Origin of the sequence: Vibrio artabrorum, from assembly GCF_024347295.1 — a bacterium.
GTDB classification, from domain to species: Bacteria; Pseudomonadota; Gammaproteobacteria; order Enterobacterales; family Vibrionaceae; genus Vibrio; species Vibrio artabrorum.
Map to the genome: position 1 here is coordinate 2,879,416 of NZ_AP025458.1, position 22,116 is coordinate 2,901,531.

At 42.9% G+C, this 22,116-nt stretch carries 10 protein-coding genes, 4 rRNA genes and 1 riboswitch; of the genes, 2 read left to right on the forward strand and 12 right to left on the reverse strand.

Translation table 11 applies throughout. The features are described 5' to 3' along the window. Positions 1-75: 75 nt before the first annotated feature. The 4 genes from OCU36_RS13085 to OCU36_RS13100 all read right to left on the reverse strand — a co-directional run bounded on the left by OCU36_RS13085 (position 76) and on the right by OCU36_RS13100 (position 7,076). Positions 76-1,630, reverse strand: a 16S ribosomal RNA gene (locus tag OCU36_RS13085). A gap of 396 nt (positions 1,631-2,026) precedes the next feature. Then, positions 2,027-2,142: ribosomal RNA gene (rrf, locus tag OCU36_RS13090) — 5S ribosomal RNA — on the reverse strand. A 97-nt stretch (positions 2,143-2,239) separates the two neighbouring features. Continuing rightward, a 23S ribosomal RNA gene (locus tag OCU36_RS13095) occupies positions 2,240-5,133 on the reverse strand. 388 nt (positions 5,134-5,521) lie between these two features. Further along, positions 5,522-7,076, reverse strand: a 16S ribosomal RNA gene (locus OCU36_RS13100). The 16S, 23S and 5S rRNA genes sit together here, the layout of an rRNA operon. Positions 7,077-7,717: 641 nt before the next feature. Here OCU36_RS13100 and OCU36_RS13105 point away from each other — a divergent pair. Beyond that, the gene (locus OCU36_RS13105; protein WP_261838338.1) at positions 7,718-8,170 is read left to right on the forward strand and encodes an RNA recognition motif domain-containing protein; all 453 of its coding nucleotides are present in this window, start codon (positions 7,718-7,720) and stop codon (positions 8,168-8,170) included. On the opposite strand, the gene murI is transcribed toward OCU36_RS13105, so the two are convergent. From murI to OCU36_RS13145, 8 genes are all read right to left on the reverse strand, one after another. Further along, entirely contained in the window at positions 8,133-8,933 is an 801-nt protein-coding gene (gene murI, locus OCU36_RS13110) for a glutamate racemase (protein WP_372068246.1), read from the reverse strand. The two genes, OCU36_RS13105 and murI, sit on opposite strands and share 38 nt — an antisense overlap. A 66-nt stretch (positions 8,934-8,999) precedes the next feature. Beyond that, positions 9,000-9,665, reverse strand: coding sequence for an adenine nucleotide alpha hydrolase (locus OCU36_RS13115; RefSeq protein WP_261838339.1), 666 nt, complete (start codon positions 9,663-9,665; stop codon positions 9,000-9,002). Positions 9,666-9,710: 45 nt separating this feature from the next. After that, positions 9,711-11,561, reverse strand: coding sequence for a TonB-dependent receptor domain-containing protein (locus OCU36_RS13120; RefSeq protein WP_261838340.1), 1,851 nt, complete (start codon positions 11,559-11,561; stop codon positions 9,711-9,713). A 40-nt stretch (positions 11,562-11,601) separates the two neighbouring features. Further along, positions 11,602-11,920: riboswitch (cobalamin riboswitch) on the reverse strand. 201 nt (positions 11,921-12,121) lie between these two features. Next, entirely contained in the window at positions 12,122-13,321 is a 1,200-nt protein-coding gene (locus OCU36_RS13125; RefSeq protein ID WP_261838341.1) for a hypothetical protein, read from the reverse strand. Between the two features lie 6 nt (positions 13,322-13,327). Then, positions 13,328-14,422 (reverse strand): nucleoid-associated protein, encoded by a 1,095-nt coding sequence (locus OCU36_RS13130; protein WP_038160567.1) that lies wholly within the window; start codon positions 14,420-14,422, stop codon positions 13,328-13,330. A gap of 125 nt (positions 14,423-14,547) precedes the next feature. Then, complete coding sequence (locus OCU36_RS13135; protein ID WP_261838342.1) at positions 14,548-15,810, reverse strand: GIY-YIG nuclease family protein; 1,263 nt, start codon at positions 15,808-15,810, stop codon at positions 14,548-14,550. Between the two features lie 3 nt (positions 15,811-15,813). Next, the gene (locus tag OCU36_RS13140) at positions 15,814-17,841 is read right to left on the reverse strand and encodes a DEAD/DEAH box helicase (protein ID WP_261838343.1); all 2,028 of its coding nucleotides are present in this window, start codon (positions 17,839-17,841) and stop codon (positions 15,814-15,816) included. Between the two features lie 31 nt (positions 17,842-17,872). Then, on the reverse strand, positions 17,873-20,554 hold the full coding sequence (locus tag OCU36_RS13145; protein ID WP_261838344.1) for a class I SAM-dependent DNA methyltransferase: 2,682 nt from the start codon (positions 20,552-20,554) through the stop codon (positions 17,873-17,875). A 386-nt stretch (positions 20,555-20,940) separates the two neighbouring features. Here OCU36_RS13145 and OCU36_RS13150 point away from each other — a divergent pair, with 386 nt between their 5' ends. Continuing rightward, positions 20,941-22,116, forward strand: a complete 1,176-nt coding sequence (locus OCU36_RS13150) for an SIR2 family protein (protein ID WP_261838345.1) — start codon at positions 20,941-20,943, stop codon at positions 22,114-22,116.

The window sequence follows — 22,116 nt, forward strand, 5'->3', positions numbered from 1 at the left end:
CTTGGGAGTTCTTCATCTCTTTGCTTTTCTAAACCTAATCAATCTGTGTGGACACTCATCGTAAGTATCTTCGTATAAGGAGGTGATCCAGCCCCAGGTTCCCCTAGGGCTACCTTGTTACGACTTCACCCCAGTCATGAACCACAAAGTGGTGAGCGTCCTCCCCGAAAGGTTAAACTACCCACTTCTTTTGCAGCCCACTCCCATGGTGTGACGGGCGGTGTGTACAAGGCCCGGGAACGTATTCACCGTGACATTCTGATTCACGATTACTAGCGATTCCGACTTCATGGAGTCGAGTTGCAGACTCCAATCCGGACTACGACGCACTTTTTGGGATTCGCTCACTATCGCTAGCTTGCTGCCCTCTGTATGCGCCATTGTAGCACGTGTGTAGCCCTACTCGTAAGGGCCATGATGACTTGACGTCGTCCCCACCTTCCTCCGGTTTATCACCGGCAGTCTCCCTGGAGTTCCCGACATTACTCGCTGGCAAACAAGGATAAGGGTTGCGCTCGTTGCGGGACTTAACCCAACATTTCACAACACGAGCTGACGACAGCCATGCAGCACCTGTCTCAGAGCTCCCGAAGGCACGCCTGCGTCTCCGCTGGCTTCTCTGGATGTCAAGAGTAGGTAAGGTTCTTCGCGTTGCATCGAATTAAACCACATGCTCCACCGCTTGTGCGGGCCCCCGTCAATTCATTTGAGTTTTAATCTTGCGACCGTACTCCCCAGGCGGTCTACTTAACGCGTTAGCTCCGAAAGCCACGGCTCAAGGCCACAACCTCCAAGTAGACATCGTTTACGGCGTGGACTACCAGGGTATCTAATCCTGTTTGCTCCCCACGCTTTCGCATCTGAGTGTCAGTATCTGTCCAGGGGGCCGCCTTCGCCACTGGTATTCCTTCAGATCTCTACGCATTTCACCGCTACACCTGAAATTCTACCCCCCTCTACAGTACTCTAGTTCACCAGTTTCAAATGCAGTTCCGAGGTTGAGCCCCGGGCTTTCACATCTGACTTAATGAACCACCTGCATGCGCTTTACGCCCAGTAATTCCGATTAACGCTCGCACCCTCCGTATTACCGCGGCTGCTGGCACGGAGTTAGCCGGTGCTTCTTCTGTTGCTAACGTCAAGAGATAGCGCTATTAACACTACCCCCTTCCTCACAACTGAAAGTACTTTACAACCCGAAGGCCTTCTTCATACACGCGGCATGGCTGCATCAGGCTTGCGCCCATTGTGCAATATTCCCCACTGCTGCCTCCCGTAGGAGTCTGGACCGTGTCTCAGTTCCAGTGTGGCTGATCATCCTCTCAGACCAGCTAGGGATCGTCGCCTTGGTGAGCCATTACCTCACCAACTAGCTAATCCCACCTAGGCATATCTTGACGCGAGAGGCCCGAAGGTCCCCCTCTTTGGCCCGTAGGCATTATGCGGTATTAGCCATCGTTTCCAATGGTTATCCCCCACATCAAGGCAATTTCCTAGGCATTACTCACCCGTCCGCCGCTCGACGCCCATTAACGCACCCGAAGGATTGTTAGTGTCGTTTCCGCTCGACTTGCATGTGTTAGGCCTGCCGCCAGCGTTCAATCTGAGCCATGATCAAACTCTTCAATTTAAGATTTTGTCGACTCAACGAATACTGACTTCAAAACTACTATGTAATTTTAAAGCTATTACCATTCCAACAGAATGGTAATGAATTGACTGTGCCGAATAACTACAAGTAGTTAAACGTATTGGTCACTCAGTTCATTGAAATCAATTTTGATTCCGAAGAATCTGTTTTATCTAATGATAAAACGTTTTGATATTCATCAACGAGTGCCCACACAGATTGATAGGTTTAAATTGTTAAAGAGCTTGTTCTCTAAAAAGAGAACGCTTTCAGTGCCTTAGCACTTAAGCAGGACGCGTATAATACGCTTTCCACTTTGAAAGTCAACATAATATTCTAAGTTTTTACTCAGAAAACTATGTTGACTCATCTCTTTCGAGATAAGTCGAAATTAAAGCCTGGCGATGTCCTACTCTCACATGGGGAAGCCCCACACTACCATCGGCGCTATTGTGTTTCACTTCTGAGTTCGGCATGGAATCAGGTGGGTCCACAATGCTATGGTCGCCAAGCAAATTTTAAAATTCGGAAAGCTAATCTAAAAGTTTCTCTTCAAACGCATTCAAGGTCTGTCTTTCTATTGAGTCCACAAAACCCCTTGGGTGTTGTATGGTTAAGCCTCACGGGCAATTAGTACAGGTTAGCTCAATGCCTCGCAGCACTTACACACCCTGCCTATCAACGTCGTAGTCTACGACAACCCTTTAGGACGCTTATAGCGCCAGGGAAAACTCATCTCAAGGCTCGCTTCCCGCTTAGATGCTTTCAGCGGTTATCGATTCCGAACTTAGCTACCGGGCAATGCCATTGGCATGACAACCCGAACACCAGAGGTTCGTCCACTCCGGTCCTCTCGTACTAGGAGCAGCCCCTTTCAATTTTCCAACGCCCACGGCAGATAGGGACCGAACTGTCTCACGACGTTCTAAACCCAGCTCGCGTACCACTTTAAATGGCGAACAGCCATACCCTTGGGACCGACTTCAGCCCCAGGATGTGATGAGCCGACATCGAGGTGCCAAACACCGCCGTCGATATGAACTCTTGGGCGGTATCAGCCTGTTATCCCCGGAGTACCTTTTATCCGTTGAGCGATGGCCCTTCCATTCAGAACCACCGGATCACTATGACCTGCTTTCGCACCTGCTCGAATTGTCATTCTCGCAGTCAAGCGGGCTTATGCCATTGCACTAACCACACGATGTCCAACCGTGTTTAGCCCACCTTCGTGCTCCTCCGTTACTCTTTGGGAGGAGACCGCCCCAGTCAAACTACCCACCAGGCACTGTCCGTAATCCCGATTCAGGGACCAACGTTAGAACATCAAAACTACAAGGGTGGTATTTCAAGGACGACTCCACCACATCTAGCGACGCGGTTTCAAAGTCTCCCACCTATCCTACACATGTAGGTTCAATGTTCAGTGCCAAGCTGTAGTAAAGGTTCACGGGGTCTTTCCGTCTAGCCGCGGGTACACTGCATCTTCACAGCGATTTCAATTTCACTGAGTCTCGGGTGGAGACAGCGTGGCCATCATTACGCCATTCGTGCAGGTCGGAACTTACCCGACAAGGAATTTCGCTACCTTAGGACCGTTATAGTTACGGCCGCCGTTTACCGGGGCTTCGATCAAGAGCTTCGACCGAAGTCTAACCCCATCAATTAACCTTCCGGCACCGGGCAGGCGTCACACCGTATACGTCATCTTACGATTTTGCACAGTGCTGTGTTTTTAATAAACAGTTGCAGCCACCTGGTATCTGCGACTCTCGTCTGCTCCATCCGCAAGGGACTTCACTGATAAGAGCGTACCTTCTCCCGAAGTTACGGTACCATTTTGCCTAGTTCCTTCACCCGAGTTCTCTCAAGCGCCTTGGTATTCTCTACCCGACCACCTGTGTCGGTTTGGGGTACGATTCCTTACAATCTGAAGCTTAGAGGCTTTTCCTGGAAGCATGGCATCAATGACTTCACTACCGTAGTAGCTCGACATCGTATCTCAGCGTTAGTAGCGGTCCGGATTTACCTAAACCACCCGCCTACGTACTTGAACCTGGACAACCGTCGCCAGGCCCACCTAGCCTTCTCCGTCCCCCCATCGCAATTGTAAGAAGTACGGGAATATTAACCCGTTTCCCATCGACTACGCCTTTCGGCCTCGCCTTAGGAGTCGACTTACCCTGCCCCGATTAACGTTGGACAGGAACCCTTGGTCTTCCGGCGAGGGAGTTTTTCACTCCCTTTATCGTTACTCATGTCAGCATTCGCACTTCTGATACCTCCAGCAGCCCTTACAGACCACCTTCAACGGCTTACAGAACGCTCCCCTACCCCACGCACCCTAAGGTACGTAGCCGCAGCTTCGGTGTATAGCTTAGCCCCGTTACATCTTCCGCGCAGGCCGACTCGACCAGTGAGCTATTACGCTTTCTTTAAATGATGGCTGCTTCTAAGCCAACATCCTGGCTGTCTGAGCCTTCCCACATCGTTTCCCACTTAGCTATACTTTGGGACCTTAGCTGGCGGTCTGGGTTGTTTCCCTCTCCACGACGGACGTTAGCACCCGCCGTGTGTCTCCCGGATAGTACTTACTGGTATTCGGAGTTTGCAAAGGGTTGGTAAGTCGGGATGACCCCCTAGCCTTAACAGTGCTCTACCCCCAGTAGTATTCGTCCGAGGCGCTACCTAAATAGCTTTCGGGGAGAACCAGCTATCTCCAGGTTTGATTGGCCTTTCACCCCTAGCCACAAGTCATCCGCTAATTTTTCAACATTAGTCGGTTCGGTCCTCCAGTTGATGTTACTCAACCTTCAACCTGCCCATGGCTAGATCACCTGGTTTCGGGTCTAATCCTAGCAACTGTACGCCCAGTTAAGACTCGGTTTCCCTACGGCTCCCCTAAACGGTTAACCTTGCTACTAAAATTAAGTCGCTGACCCATTATACAAAAGGTACGCAGTCACACCACGAAGGTGCTCCTACTGCTTGTACGTACACGGTTTCAGGTTCTATTTCACTCCCCTCACAGGGGTTCTTTTCGCCTTTCCCTCACGGTACTGGTTCACTATCGGTCAGTCAGTAGTATTTAGCCTTGGAGGATGGTCCCCCCATATTCAGACAGGATATCACGTGTCCCGCCCTACTCGTTTTCACTGATTATGATGTGTCGGTTACGGGGCTATCACCCTTTACTGCGAGACTTTCCAGACTCTTCACCTGCATCATTAAAAGCTTAAGGGCTAATCCAATTTCGCTCGCCGCTACTTTCGGAATCTCGGTTGATTTCTCTTCCTCGGGGTACTTAGATGTTTCAGTTCCCCCGGTTTGCCTCCTGTTGCTATGTATTCACAACAGGATACTTACTTATGTAAGTGGGTTTCCCCATTCAGGAATCCCAGACTCAAAAGGTTATTACTACCTAATCTGGGCTTATCGCAAGTTATTACGCCTTTCATCGCCTCTGACTGCCAAGGCATCCACCGTGTACGCTTAGTCACTTAACCATACAACCCGAAAGGGTCTTGTGTATGATACAAATTTGCTTTCACTTTTAAAAAGTGAAGACAAAAAGCAACCAAGGTTTTTGGTTGTCATTAAGAAGGGTTAATTCTTAATGACTGTTTGCCGGACTCAATTGTGATTCAAACAAGTTTGAATCGAATACAAGACACTTGAATGTGTTTGTTGTGTCTATCTAATGAAAGATAAACATTGAGAACTTTTAAATTTGATTGAATTACTCGTAAGTAATCAATCAGTCAGCTTTCCAAATTGTTAAAGAGCATAAAGCAAAAAGCTTTAATCAATAACTTACGTTATTAATTAAAGCTCTGGCTTTAACTAAATCTAAACCATCAATCTGTGTGGACACTCATCGTAAGTATCTTCGTATAAGGAGGTGATCCAGCCCCAGGTTCCCCTAGGGCTACCTTGTTACGACTTCACCCCAGTCATGAACCACAAAGTGGTGAGCGTCCTCCCCGAAAGGTTAAACTACCCACTTCTTTTGCAGCCCACTCCCATGGTGTGACGGGCGGTGTGTACAAGGCCCGGGAACGTATTCACCGTGACATTCTGATTCACGATTACTAGCGATTCCGACTTCATGGAGTCGAGTTGCAGACTCCAATCCGGACTACGACGCACTTTTTGGGATTCGCTCACTATCGCTAGCTTGCTGCCCTCTGTATGCGCCATTGTAGCACGTGTGTAGCCCTACTCGTAAGGGCCATGATGACTTGACGTCGTCCCCACCTTCCTCCGGTTTATCACCGGCAGTCTCCCTGGAGTTCCCGACATTACTCGCTGGCAAACAAGGATAAGGGTTGCGCTCGTTGCGGGACTTAACCCAACATTTCACAACACGAGCTGACGACAGCCATGCAGCACCTGTCTCAGAGCTCCCGAAGGCACACCTGTGTCTCCACTGGCTTCTCTGGATGTCAAGAGTAGGTAAGGTTCTTCGCGTTGCATCGAATTAAACCACATGCTCCACCGCTTGTGCGGGCCCCCGTCAATTCATTTGAGTTTTAATCTTGCGACCGTACTCCCCAGGCGGTCTACTTAACGCGTTAGCTCCGAAAGCCACGGCTCAAGGCCACAACCTCCAAGTAGACATCGTTTACGGCGTGGACTACCAGGGTATCTAATCCTGTTTGCTCCCCACGCTTTCGCATCTGAGTGTCAGTATCTGTCCAGGGGGCCGCCTTCGCCACTGGTATTCCTTCAGATCTCTACGCATTTCACCGCTACACCTGAAATTCTACCCCCCTCTACAGTACTCTAGTTCACCAGTTTCAAATGCAGTTCCGAGGTTGAGCCCCGGGCTTTCACATCTGACTTAATGAACCACCTGCATGCGCTTTACGCCCAGTAATTCCGATTAACGCTCGCACCCTCCGTATTACCGCGGCTGCTGGCACGGAGTTAGCCGGTGCTTCTTCTGTTGCTAACGTCAAGAGATAGCGCTATTAACACTACCCCCTTCCTCACAACTGAAAGTACTTTACAACCCGAAGGCCTTCTTCATACACGCGGCATGGCTGCATCAGGCTTGCGCCCATTGTGCAATATTCCCCACTGCTGCCTCCCGTAGGAGTCTGGACCGTGTCTCAGTTCCAGTGTGGCTGATCATCCTCTCAGACCAGCTAGGGATCGTCGCCTTGGTGAGCCATTACCTCACCAACTAGCTAATCCCACCTAGGCATATCTTGACGCGAGAGGCCCGAAGGTCCCCCTCTTTGGCCCGTAGGCATTATGCGGTATTAGCCATCGTTTCCAATGGTTATCCCCCACATCAAGGCAATTTCCTAGGCATTACTCACCCGTCCGCCGCTCGACGCCCATTAACGCACCCGAAGGATTGTTAGTGTCGTTTCCGCTCGACTTGCATGTGTTAGGCCTGCCGCCAGCGTTCAATCTGAGCCATGATCAAACTCTTCAATTTAAGATTTTGTCGACTCAACGAATACTGACTTCAAAACTAATATTCATTCGCCTATTCGAAAATAAACAAAGAACATGTAATTCTAAAGCTATTACCATTCCAACAGAATGATAATGAATTGACTGTGCCAAGACTAAGTAAACTTAATCTCGATTGGTCACTCAGTTCATTGAAATCAATTTTGATTCCGAAGAATCTGTTTTATCTAACGATAAAACGTTTTGATATTCATCAACGAGTGCCCACACAGATTGATAGGTTTAAATTGTTAAAGAGCACTAGCGTTTTGTGATTCACATCTCATTCGCTAGGGGTGCGTACTATACCTGCACAACTTAGAGAGTCAAGGGTTATTTTCAAACCTTTTTTTCTCAACCGATTTGCTGTGTGACTTTCGTCTCACTCTGTGTCGGTGAGGCGGATTATAGAGAGTTCGACATGGAGCACAAGATCTTTTTTAAAGAAATCCTCTGATCGCCTAAAAAAGCCACCAGTTCCGCATTTTTCGAATAAAAACTAAACATTTGAGGCTTATCACAGCAATATATTGGCAAAATGGAAACCATGAACGTAAGATTCATGTGTCTATTTTGTTAAGAGTAGACGCGTCTATTTCGTTTATTAATATGTAGTATTCCGATATGAACTCAAAAAAATCGATGTTGTTAATTGCTGCACTAGCTGTTTTAGGTGGCATTGTTTTCTCTCAGGTAGATATATCGCCTGCAATTACCTTTATCCTTGGTGTCTTGGCTTCCGCTTTTGTTGTTAACTTTTCAAGCACCGACTCAAAATCAGATTCAGAGCCTAAGGCATCAACAAAAACACTTTATGTAGGGAACCTTCCATACAAAGCGAATGAATCACACGTACGTGAGTTATTCTCGGAGTATGGTGAAGTATTTGCAGTACGCTTAATGAAAGACAAACGTACTGGTAAAAGAAGAGGCTTTGGATTTGTGGTAATGGCTAGTAATGATGTGAATCATGCCATTTCAGAGCTTAACGATAAGGATTACATGCAACGAACTTTAAAAGTACGAGTTGCAAATGATCCTAAACACCCAGAGACGGACGAAGCTGAACTGAGCTAAACCCTAACTGTTTCAACATACTATTTAGTGCACTTTCTTTTTTAGGAAGTGCACTACAAAAAACCTCACGCACTCCCCCTTTTTGGCCACTACTTTCCAAATCCAACAATCCTTGAACTCGCTTGGCAATCGCTTTACCTGAATCAACTAATAAGACGTCCTTACCTAAGACTTGCTGAATCTCAGTCTTAATCAATGGAAAGTGTGTACATCCTAAGACGGCTACATCAATCGTGTTGATCATCGGTTGAAGGATCTGTTGCAACTCTTCAAGATCAATCGCCTCACCTCTTAGTTTATTTTCAGCCATATCCACCAGCCGTGTCGAGCCTAAAAGCTCGACTCTTTTATTAATTGAGAAGTTTTTGATGAGATCGTGAGTGTATTCACGAGTAATCGTAGCGGGCGTTGCAATAAGCCCCACTGCTTTATTAGCAAGTAGAGATGCCGGTTTAATTGCAGGAACAACACCGACAATTGGAATTAGATTACCAGCTCGAAGTGTAGGTAGCACAATCGTACTGGCTGTATTACAGGCTATCACGACGATATCAATAGCGTGGCTCGATACAAAACTCGCCACGATGCTTTGAACTCTGTGGATAAGGACTTGTTGATCAAGTTCACCGTATGGATAAGCCTCATTATCGAATACATAAATATAGTTATGATTCGGCAGTAACTGACTTATCTCTTTATACACAGATAGCCCCCCTACCCCAGAATCAAAGACTAATATGTTTTTTTGTAGACTATCCGACACAATGATTACCTGTAATAAGTTCCGCCGTCATAATACTCCTTCGCTTAGTGTTCGCCAATCCTCTCTCTACATAATACAAGCTCGATAGCGTTGATGAACAAATCGCTCAGCCTGCTCTACATTTTCCAGCGCTATCTTAAGCTTTCCTTTAAAGCAAGGGGCTGACGTGACTAAAGTATGAAACTCACCATCTTCTCCACATGGATCGACGTGACTTGGCAAACTCTCTACTAGCTCAGACGTGTATTGTTGTCCACAATAACTAGCTTCTAATGCCTCACTATCGACCGTGACGAGAAAGGTGTCGATTCCTCTATCTATGATTTCTTGAGCCAGCGCTTGGCTACTCTCTCCCATAAGAGGAAACACACACTCCCAACCGGCAGGTTCTATATAACTTCTTCGGTACTCAGCAATGCCATTACAAAACATATCACCAAACGCGACTGCATCGATGGATAAGCCCGAGCCTTTAAGCGCCTTAACAATGGTACGTTGATAGATCTCGTTACTCGGAAACACTTCTGGAAGCTCAATCTTGATTAATGGTAAACCGATTAATTGAGCCTGCATGACAACCACACCGAGCGGAGTCACTTGGAAAGGAACTTCATCTCCAACATATGTCGTATAAAGCGCAACAACTTCATATTCAGAGCTTTCAAGTAGACGCTCCAGCGTTAAAGTGGAGTCTTTTCCTGATGACCAGCTTATGATGACTTTCTTTTTCATTAATACACTCTACAAGAAAAAACCGCCCGAAGGCGGTTTAGGAAATTAGAATTGGTAAGTCGCTGATACAAAGTATTCACGACCCGGTGTCGCGTAACCACTATACATCTCATAATCTTTATTGAATGCGTTACTCAGCTTTCCTTTCACCTTAAACTCTGGCGAAACGGCGTACTCCGCAGTAAAGTTCCAAAGACTGTAACTTGCCAATCGTGTCGCACCATTGAAGCGCTCGCCTTGGTATAGGTACTGAGAGCCTAATACCCAATCCCCAAATTCAGCAAAAGCATTCCACTTGGCACCTTGTTTGGATCGATATGCCAATTGCTGTTCCTTACCATTAGATTTATCGACGGGATCTTTCCAATCAAGGTAGAACTGATGGGTAACAATTGAGGTGTCGAATCCAAGGCCTAATTCCACCCCTTTTATTTCAGCTTCACCAATATTAGTCATACCTGAACCTTGCCACATCAACATGTTATCAATCTTGTTGATAAAGCCAGTAATCGACCAATCTAAATAAGAGTGTGAACCTTCAAGGGTAAGTTCAGTATTCTGAGAGTCTTCTGCTTTTAAATTAGGAGCTTCATAACCTGGGTAATATAAGTCTAAGAAGGTCGGCGCTCTGAAGGCAGTACCATAGCTTGCTTTAATCTCATAGTTATCAAGAAACGCCCAACCCGCAGCCGCTTGCCACGTCGTATTGTTTCCATACTGGCTGTTTTCATCGTTTCGAGCACTCGCTTCCAATGTCCAACTGTCTAACGTGTATTGACTAATGACACTGACACCGTAATTTTCACGAGGATTCTCTTCCGGCTTATAGTAATGAGAGCCTGTATAACCTTCATCCAACTCTTCTCGGCGATAATCAACTCCCGCCCCTAAAGCTAACTGCTCATTGACTCGGTAAGAGTTTAACCACGCAGCATTGATTTGGTTAATCGAAGTGATACCACCACTTTTCTTACTCTTACCGACAACATAATCGTAGTTATCTTGTTCTGCGTAAGTCAGATCAAGAGTTGAAGTGAGGTCACCTTCGCTGTAAGCCAAATTTGTGTTGATAGAACGAAATTCAGTTCGACCGACTTTTTCTTCGTGACTTGCCGGCCCCCAAGAGGAAGCGGCATAACTATTGTCATATTCGCCTTCGTTATCATAAGCCACCACATTGACAAAAGCATTCACACGCTTAGTCAGTTGGTTTTGGTAGCCAATGTTGACATTGTATGACTCAAAACCATGCTCATCACCCTCATTGATACCGTCAAGCGGCTTAACGTTAAATCCATCATCTTTTTCATAACCCACAACGGCTTTAATATGTTGGCTATCATCAATCTTATGCAGCGCGGCTAAAGAGGTAACATAGTGGTTATTAGTACCAAAACCACCGTGTACTTTAACGGCATTTTCATTCACATCAGCTCGAGTAATAATATTGATTACACCTGAAATCGCTTCTGACCCATATACAGAGGCACGAGCACCACGAATGAATTCAATTCTTTCAATTGAGTTGACTGGTAGAGAGTTAAAATCCACGCCCCCCATCATGGCCCTTGGTAAACGGGTACCATCGACCAGAACTAAGACTTGAGAGGAACTGCCTCCTCGCACATAGAACGAGGCGGTTTGCCCACGACCGCCATACTGGGCCACTTCAACACTTGGCAGAGTTCGAAAAACATCAATGAGGCTGTTAGCTTGAAGTTTTGAAATATCTTCTCTAGTTACAACAACCGTTTGTGCCAATACAGCACCATCAACTTGCTCAAAACGGTTAGCCGTAACCACCATAGTTTCATCAGCTGATGCTTCTTGGGCGTGTAAATTGGAGATAGGTGAAAGCAGCGATGCAACAGCAACCGCTAAAAGGGATTTGTTCATGTTGTGATCCTAAATCGCGTAAAGTCCTACCAAACCACATCTTATGGTTTGGCCGCTGGCAGGTATTCGGACTCAAGAGCACAACCTAATGGTTACCTAATATTCGACTTCCCACAAAAAGCTATTTGCAGTGTCTGATGAATACTCGTTCTCTTTTACCGCTGCGCGTCAGAGATGTACAGTTGGGAAAGAATACGTTTAAAAAATAGATTGGATAAGGATAAAGCCTTTAAGAATGGGAGCTAGTGCGTCTAAAACTGAAAATATCTGCCCAATCCGTATCACTGTCTAAATTTTTCACATTCTCTTATGGTCTGTCTAACTTTTTATTCAATTAGACCATTGAGAATCATGAGATTCGCGTTCTTACTTTCCCTGCAACATAGACGGACAGAAAACCTAAACCTGCCAAAAAAATCGATTTTAATCAAAACCAACTTGATTACCAGTTTAATCTATTGAAATTAAATAAAGTTGTTTATGAAATTTATTAATAGTAACTATTCAGGGGGCAATTGGAGATAAAATTAGAAATCGGGAATTAATACCACTCATAACTCTTAAGCGATGATTATAAATAATATAAGTGCTATCAATGGAGAAAATATGGCGACCTTATAGTAACCAAGCCATTTACCTGTCGACTTAAAATGTTTGTTTAAGCGACTCTTCATTGCTGTAATTTCAGTATTTAACTCATCTGGGTACTCAGCTTCTTTTCCATCAATAGAGCTAAATACAAGATCTTTAGCTTTCTCCAATGATTCATACTTATTCTTTTGACTTTTAAGCAATCCGTACATAAGCAGAATCGTAACAATAACTCCGATTACTAGCAGGACAAAAACTAGTGCGTCTAACTGACCCTTTTGCATAATTGCGGCTAATGCCATAACAGAGGCTGGGACGGAAAAAAGCTTAAAAACAATGTCACTAGTCAGATTAGTTAATTTTTCAGATAGCTCAATTTCAGCTTCAGCAACTTCTTTTTTAGCCTTATGAAACGAAAAACCACTTAAGTAAGTAGACAGATTATTCTGATATAAAGCAACGAATGCTCCCCAAGAATCAATCAATTTGTTAAAGGCTTCATCTGGGGCATAACCTCCACCTAAAAATTCATGCAATGAAGCATAAAAAACACTCAGTTTATCACTGTAGTGCATATTCAATTCGGATTCGGCTGAAGTCAACTCATTCAAAAGAGAGAAATTAATGTCTTTCGATAGTAAATTTTCAGAAATACTTACACTTAAAACTATAGGTGTTCGATGTTCACCTGAGAGATAAACTAAAGTCCGAGAATCACCCATTTTTTCATCATGATAATGAGCTAAGTTTTCAAGTTTAGCTACACTTCTAATTAGTAATTTCAGCCGGCTAAAAATATCATCGTCATCAGATTCTATTGAGTTAGCTGAATAATATAAATCTTCATCGAATAAATAAAATTCAGGCAATTCAACATCTTCAGAATAAGAAAATGTAAAGTTATCAAGAAAAGCATTTAAGTTTTGGTAAAATTGAGATTCATTAGTTCTAGGCGTTCGAAAAGTTAACTCAATTTCTTGGTCTATATAATCATTAAAATTGACTGAATTTCCATCAATATCACTACCATTTATCTCACGCAGGTATTCACATTGCTCAAGAATTTCAGCTATACCCTCAGTAACATGAACAGAGCAACTAAACACAGGCCGATTAAAGCTATGCTGAGATGCTGCTCTGCGTAACTGAACTAAAGGATAAAAAGACACTGGTTGCTACCCATTAATTTGCTGATTTAGTTTATCAATCAGATCTTGTGGAAGATCCTTGATTATAACTTTAGCTCCATCGAAGTAAACCCTTGCACTGGGATTACCACCTATATCTTCCTTATCAAATTCTAGGTGTAAATCGTCACCTTTGTAGACTAAATGAGTCATTGTTTTGAGTTTTGTCTTATTAACAGGGAACTCAGGTGGAACACCACTTTCTTCGCGGTTTAAATATGTAACAAACTCATCAGCATATCTATCAGCCTGCTCTTCATCATCGGTAGGAAAAAAACGTCGGGCGATTCCTTCGATATCAGGTAAAGTTGCTGGTTCATTAGATTCAGCTTTTTGTTCCAGATAAACAGTCAACGCTCTTTTTAAGTTTGGAGCATGCGCTTTCAAATCTTCTTTAGACTCGAAAAAACCAACACTTTCATCAACAGCCGCTTGAGTTGCTTTTGCTGAAGGTGCACCAGCTTTACATCCCATCGCCTGAATGAAATATCCAGCTGCTGACTGACTTGTTTGTGGACTAACAAAACTTAAATACGTAGAGTCCTGACGTTCAATATCATCAGCGTTTTGATAGGCGCTGTATTTAGAAAAATTAATTTTAATTGCTTGATGAAGCTTACTTAAATCAATGTATTCAAGATCTTCCACACCGAGTGTATCGGAGAATGCGAATCCTGACTTTTGCTTGATCATCGCAGCTAAATAGAATCTAACTCCATCACTCTCATAATCCGAAAATAAGATATGTCCACCAGTAGCGAATGCAACCCCAGTAGCTTCTCGAAATAACTCCTGCATGACTGACTTTGATAGAACCATGAAGTCTTCATCACTAACATCTTCTAGTTCTGAGTATTCATAAAATGAATCGGGTACACTTCCAGAGGCCTCATCGTCCCGAAAAACACCATATCTGGCACTGTTATTCTTTCTTCCATAAATATTAACAACGCCAGCAATTACATTCTGTACACTCTCATTATCTACAGGTAGAAGGGATTGTCGGTAATGCAATGGTTGAGGTTCTTCATTTTTTTCTTTTATCAATTCATGCACAACAGCTCGATGAATAGTGATTGCCATGTAAAGTCCTTGAAGATAATTATAAATATGCAATCGTCTTACTATATAAAAGCCACACGAGAGAGTAAATGAGACCCGCTTACATTTTTTGCACTTTACACATAAAAACAAAGATTAAGAATTGCCTACTTTTTCATAACTTTCCCTGAAGTATTATCCATCCGGTACTGTGAGATCGTTCCGTCCAAGATGTGTTTTATTACTTCAACTACTGTCGCCAGTGGTACATTAAACCACTCTCTAGGCTTGTAGCTCTGTCCATCATGTCCTTTGAGGGTGATATTCAGTCGCTGGTATCCTAAGAAACCATGAACTAAAGTCTCTAGCTTATGAGCATCTATGTTGTAGCATTCGGTTGTCATTACTACGCGAACAGGCGCTTCCAAAAACGTACGATCTTTCTCTGCATGTTTAATACGGTCTTCTACACTACCTTCGGTGAACCCAATTTTGTAAAGGTTCGCCTTATAGGTTGCTAGAACACTATCTGAACTCTTAGTAGCAAGCACATATACCAACCCGGTAGGAACTGGGTTACTGTCAGGCTCAAGCAATGCTCCCTCACGATTAACTTTACATCCATGATCGTCACGAACTAATCCGTGTGTCAAAGACTGAAACAGCATATGTAGCTCTGTGCCATTTTCGAAGACCAAATGCAGCCTCGCATTGTAGCTACTGTAACCTTCCAGTCTTTCTCCAGCAGAATGAACATACCCCGTCAAGCCATTAAGAATAAAAAAATCACCAACCTGTATTTTTAGCTCATGGCGAAAACGATCAAGTGACGCAGCGCCTGCTTTGAGTTCTTTTTGGACTATTTCAAAAATAGGAGCATATCGAGAAAAATCCGCACATGGCTGACGTTTGGCAATTTCTTCCGGTTGCGATTTTTTTTCTGCAGGAACATGGCGAATAGTGAAAATGTCAGGGGCATCAAACTCTAGCAGATCATCATGATCGTCAAAGATATCATCCAAAGACGTAACTAATTCAGACTTATCTATTTCAGATGAGGGTGTTGATTCTTGAACTTCGTAGGTTGAAGAGCCGACAGATTCAATTGATGGTATATATGATGACTCATCAGCTAACAGGCCATAAGAATCAAACTCTTTTAAAGATTCTCTCTGTTCACCGTTTGATTTAAAGGCTTTTAAACGCCTGGCCAAACGCTTTTCATCGAATGAATCCGCATCACTAGCTGGTATCCGTCCATTCTTTTCAAAGAATGTTGTAATTTCCTCAAATTGGCTCGCGATTAGGTTACCAGCAGGTGCTTTTGCCTTTAAAGGAGCTACATCAAGTAGCCCCAAGTCATCATCTTCAGAAAAAATATCATCTAAGTCTCGCTTTGGCGTTTTCTTAGAAGAACGTAAACAAATCACACCTTATCCCTCTTGTTTTGCCATTCTCTGTTGCTTCATCTTGCGAATATAAGCAAGCACCTCCGCATAACGGACTTCAATAGGATCAGATGCAGTTAATGATGGTTCTCGTTGATGTTCTTTACTGAAAGCTTTAATTCTAGGCCATAGCATCACAGCTTCTTCTTCTGAGACTTTGGCTTGACTGGCTCTTACCGTCTCTTGAATCGTCTTCAACATTGCGGCATTTACAGACTTAGATAATATTTCATAAGCACCATGAAACGGGTTTACAGCATCTATCAAGTCAATATCTAAATTTTCAATGTTGACGAACTTATCACCCATCTTAATAAATTGCCGACTCGCACCAGAATCATTATTCCCAGGCTGATTATTTTTACCATGTCCTGATGTTGAGCCATCATCGATATCAGCATCATCTGGCAAATCTTTTTCATCGATAACACCACCATGTTGACCAATATACAGGCTCTGAAGAACCCCTGAGCGAACCTGCTCAATCTCATGCTCTTCCAAGTCTGGATATAAAGTTTGAATCACAGAAGGTAGCTCTATTTCATTGATAACTTCTGGCGGTGTTGTTTCGGTAATGACACCTTTTACAACAGGTTCTTTTGCCATTAATGCCGACAATATTTCGCCTTTATCACCATTTAAAATATCTAGAACTTTCTGGGATACTGGTGTAGCTGTGTCATCGATGATAAGAGTGTTGGCTGGTAACTCCCCTTGCCATTGAGAACGAGGTTTAAACTGAATACTTGGAGCCAAAATCTGCTCCATAAGTAACGATGTAGTAATCGCTTTAAGCATATTGTTAACCGATACCTTAACATCGTCGTCTTGCGCATCCGGTTGAGCGATTAGGTTCGTAAACTGGGCGTGTGTTTTACCTTTACCATCACGAGTTGCTCGACCAATGATCTGAACAATTTCGGTCATTGAACTACGATAGCCGATGGTTAGAACATGTTCACAGAACGGCCAGTCAAACCCTTCTTTTGCCATCCCCAAAGCGATAATGATGTCCATCTGTTCAGCAGACTCGATATCTCTTAAATGTGCTTGAACTTTAGGGCGCAGGTGAACGTTATCGTCAACTAAATTGGCAACCAACAGAGTTCGCCCTGTTTGCTTGCATTTTACTTGGTATATACCGGTGTTGGGATCTTGCAGAATAACTTCGCCAAGCACTTCAAGAATTTGGTCGACTTCCATGTGCTTATCTTTGGTCGATTCGCCAGAATTCACGTTAGGGATATGAATGATGGTTTTTTTAGAAGGGTCAAGAATTGATGGCAAAGCCTCTACATAAGGGCCTTGATAAAAGTGATAGCCAATACCCAATGTTTTTAAATAGTTATAGCCATTTAACTGTTCATAGTAGGTGTATGTTACCTTAGTAAACTTTGCTTCATCTTCTGGCAATAAAATAGGTATTGTATCTCCACGGAAATACGAACCAGTCATCGCTAGAATGTGAGCAGAAGAGCCATTCATCAAGACATCGATAAGATTCCCTAATCGACTATTCTCATCTGCAGACACATGATGAAATTCATCTATAGCGACAAGACAATTATCGAAATCTGTCGGAGACAACTTGTCGAATACACTGCGCAATGTTGAGTGCGTACAAACCAATGTTTGTTCTTCGCTCTCCATGAAACGCTTAAATGCGTTCGTTTTGCCTGATTCACTACCGCTGATACATAGATTGTATTCTGGCTTAATCGTCCAATCAGAGAAGAATCCATATTCGGTCAAATTGGTATCTTTAAATGAACCGCCAATAGACATTTCAGGAACGGCGACAATCACTTTTCTCAGCCCCTGATGAATCAGTTTATCCAACCCTAAAAACATCAAAGCACGAGATTTCCCAGAGGCCGGAGGTGCTTTAATCAAAAGATACTGATTATCACGTTGGGCGAATGCCCGCGCCTGCATTTCACGCATCCCCATGTCGTTATGATGCGTACTTTGCCCAGTTTGTTTATAACTGACTTCCAAAATATTGTTATTCATTCCTTCAAACCTTTTGCCAACTAAATTGAACTTATTTTTCTTTTATAGCGACCAACTCTTCATAGCGAGCCAATAGGCAGCTTAAACGGTCAGCAGTATTTCTAAATGGTCTATCCTGATAAAGTTTATCAACCGCTTCATCTAATTCTTGATGAGCAATTTGTAATTCTGGCGGCATTTTTTCTGGGTCATACAACTCAGCTAAGGTTTTTCCAGGATAGTCCTCTCTTGAAAAGAGCACATTTTCAGCAAGCCTTTCAATTTGAGAACGCTGTTCTTCAGTAACTTCCGGCCACGGGAAAGAGTTATATACAACTGAAGCTGTATATCGATAATCACTTTTCAAACGCCCTGCGACGAGACGCATCCAATCGTTATGGATTATCGAAGTCAATATACCAAATTCAAAAAGCCCCCCGTCAGGAACAATGTAGTTTAGATTTGTAGATATTACATCAGAGTTAAAAAAACCGATTGGTATGTATTTTCGTCTTTCAGAAGATACACTTGGAATCAAAATAAAACTGTCCGGATTATTTAAATCCCTAAACTGATGTGGTCTTTGAGCAAGCTTTTGAGCTCCTTTGTCAGGGCTAGCAGTCCTCACTTCCTCAACCTTTTTTACCCGTTCAACTACATAAGGCATGGACTTTAATTCAGGTTCTTGGATATCAGCTAGCCAAAGACACCATCTTTCTTTTCCATTTAAGAACTCGGTAGCTCCCATTACTTTTTTTATCCATTGAGCAGCTTTAGGTTCTTTTTCTAGAAGGAGCTCATATTCTGAACGCTCTAAGAGTAAGTGACCGCCATCATTAGGTTTGTTACCAAACAATAATGGTGGAACATTATCGGACAATATTTTTCTGTGAGCCGATACCCAAGTATTATTACCTTCTGTCAAATAAGGACTAATATTCTTAACAGACTTACAATGCCATTCACCATCAATCATTTGGTAAAGAGAGCGACTTTTAGCTCTTCCAGATAAACCAACGATAACAACATGAACAGCAGCCTTATCACGTGCATTATTTGCCCATGTGAATGTCGGATAGGCAATTTGAATATGTAATCCCAATTTAAAAATTTGAGGCCACAATGTTCCAACTTGTTCACCCTGACATATTGAATTGGTTGATACTAGAGCCAATTCAGCTTTAGATGCTTCAATAAATTTTGCACCTTTCCAGAACCAACATGCTACGTAATCAAGTGTGCCGAGTGATTTAAAATCAGCAAACACTCGTTTCATATCTTCACGCTGTTCACTTGAACGACCAACAGTACCGTGAAATGGTGGGTTACCGATTACATAAACTTCGTCTTCCGATGTTTTAGGACAAACCTCTTTCCAGTTAAGTTTTAAACTGTTTCCACTAACAATCTTACCTGTTGCTTTTAATGGTAAAGCGGGTTCTGCAGGACCAATATGTTCTTCCCACTGCTTATTGATTTGGTGCTCTGCAAGCCAAAGTGAAAGGCGTGCAATCTCACAGGCAAAATCATCAAGCTCGATACCATAAAACTGATCCAGATGAATATTGCTCATGAAAAAACTTTGGTCGATTTTCATCAACGCTTTAATAACGTCAATTTCAAGGAGTCTGAGTTCTTTATAAGCAATGATCAGGAAGTTGCCAGAACCACATGCGGGGTCAAAGACCTTGATTTGGCTTAATCGAACAAGTAGACGTTTAAGACCATTTATACTGGAGCGTTGTTTTTCCAGTTCGGAGCGAAGTGAATCAAGAAACAGAGGCTGAATCACTTTCATAATATTACTGTAGGATGTGTAGTGCTGACCTAGGCGAGCTCGCTGATCGACATCAATCACAGCCTGAAACATGCTGCCGAAAATATCAGGGTTAATAGCACTCCAATCTTCCATCCCACATTCAATAAGAATACGGCGTCCTTTTTTACCTAACGTTGGTATCGGTTCGTCACTAGAGAACAAGCCACCGTTAACATATGGGAAATCAGTAAGATGTTTAGGTAGGTGCTGACGGAGATCGCTACCATCAGGACTATTCATTACTGAAAATAGATGATAAAGAAACTGGTCTAAATTACTTCCATCTTCTTCCGTACAACTTTTGATAGCAGAAGTAAATTGACCTTTTTGCTTGAAAATACCGGTATCTTCAGCAAATAAGCAAAACAATAACCGTGTAAGAAACACGTTTAGCGCATGAATATCTTCTGGTTTACTTAAGTGATTGTTCACACGGATTAAGTCGAACAGCTTACCCATTTTGACTGCAGCCTTTACATCTGCAGGCTTTTCGCTGTTCAAAATAGCCTTTTCTAAGCCAACTAGTGGCAGGAAGAAACTGTAGTTGCGATGCAGCACTTCAAAGTCAATATCCAACCGTTCACTGGTTGCCGTATCCCACGCAAGAAAACGTTCGAAATCGGTAGTCAGAATAAAGCGGATTTTGTTCTTAGCTATCGATGGATCGTCAATACGTTCATCCAATACGGCATCAATATCCTGACCTTCTTCTACTGGAAAATAATAAAGTTTATTCTTCAGCCCAACATGGCCTGGAATCTTAGCCACATTGCGAGCACCGCCCTGACGAACCTGAGTAATCGTTGCCTTGGGGAAATTAAAGGCTGTTAGGAATCCATATATAAATTCATTGGTATCTACTGATTCAACAAGAGATTCAAGTTGTTCAAAAATCTTTGCCTGATTGACGGCCATGCCTTTTCCTTTATGAAAGCTGCTAATCTGCAATTCAGTAGCAATCTTGTCTAACGGCAATCAATTCTTATCAAAGGAATTGATTTCCTTTTAAAAATGCTACCAATTATACATCAAGTCAGTTATGCAATCCCATGAGTCGTATCAGATAAACCGCTCATTGATACGTTCACTCCCCCCTCATGACTAGCTAATGACTTAAGTCTCTGTAGATATTGTTCAAACCTTTACACGAGAGGTTAATCAACTCTTTCTTATGTGTGTGGTGTTATATTGGTGATAATTATGGAGACGACTATTCGTTACTACCAAAAAATAGTCAGCAAAAAACCTGCCATAAGATCGTGTAGCAACTGGCACAACAATCATTGTTTAGAAGGTTATAAATGGAAGACTTAGCAAAGGAAGAATTGTTTTCTCAGATAGAAGAACACTTAAAGTGCAGTGAACAAAGTTGGCTGTTGGGTGCAGGAATTAGCTTCGATGCTAAATTACCTTTGATGTCTCCCTTAACCAACAAAGTTAAAAAAGACTTGGAAAACAAGCATGAAGAGTTGTTCAACGATATTGTTGTTCCTTTGTTCAATGAATTACCGCTGGAATGCCATATAGAACACGTACTCAGTCACCTAGGCGATTATGCTGCTTTAGCGGAAAGAAACAAGGAAAAGAAGACAACGATTAATGGCAAAGAAATAGAGTTATCTCATCTTGAAGACATCCATTACGCCATTTTGGAATCTATTTCTAACGTTATTAGATGTGGTTATGTCGAAGATAAAGACGGTAACACAGTTGAAGAAGGTACATTATCTGAACCAATTGTTGATATCGAGGCTCACCTAAATTTCATTAATATGCTTTTCAACCATGCATCCGCTGGAGTTTATGAAAGAAGAAAAACGGTCAATATTTTTACTACCAATTATGACACTTTATTGGAAGACGCTTTAGCTCTGAATAAAGTTCCGTACTGGGACGGATTTGCAGGAGGCGCTGTAGCACATAGAACTCAACGATACGGCGAGCCTATTCCTTTGAACGGTCAACGCGCCAACGTAATAAAAATGCATGGTTCTATAGACTGGTTTCTATGTGAAAAAGGTTATGTATGGCGAGTTAGAGATAATGACCGCTACCCAGAAGTAAACCGTAGAGTTTTAATCTATCCCCAAGCGACAAAATATGTTGCAACTCAGCAAGACCCTTTTTCGGCACAATTTGATCTGTTTAGGAAGACTCTAAATTCCAATAGCAGTAATGTTCTCGCTGTATGCGGCTATAGCTTTGGTGATGAACACATTAATAACGAAATCGAATTTGCTTTGTCTAAAGAAGAAAATAAAACAGTACTCATCGCATTCTTGGAATGTAGAGATCAAACCCTCCCTAATTGCATTGAGAAATGGCGCAATTCAAGTTTTGGTCGAAGGGTTATCATCGCATCCTTACATGGTTTGTATGTGGGCAATGAAGGACCATTTACAAGAAAGGATGGCGATGACTATTGGTGGACTTTCAAAGGTGTCACATCAATATTAGAAAATGGATGCGAGGTATAA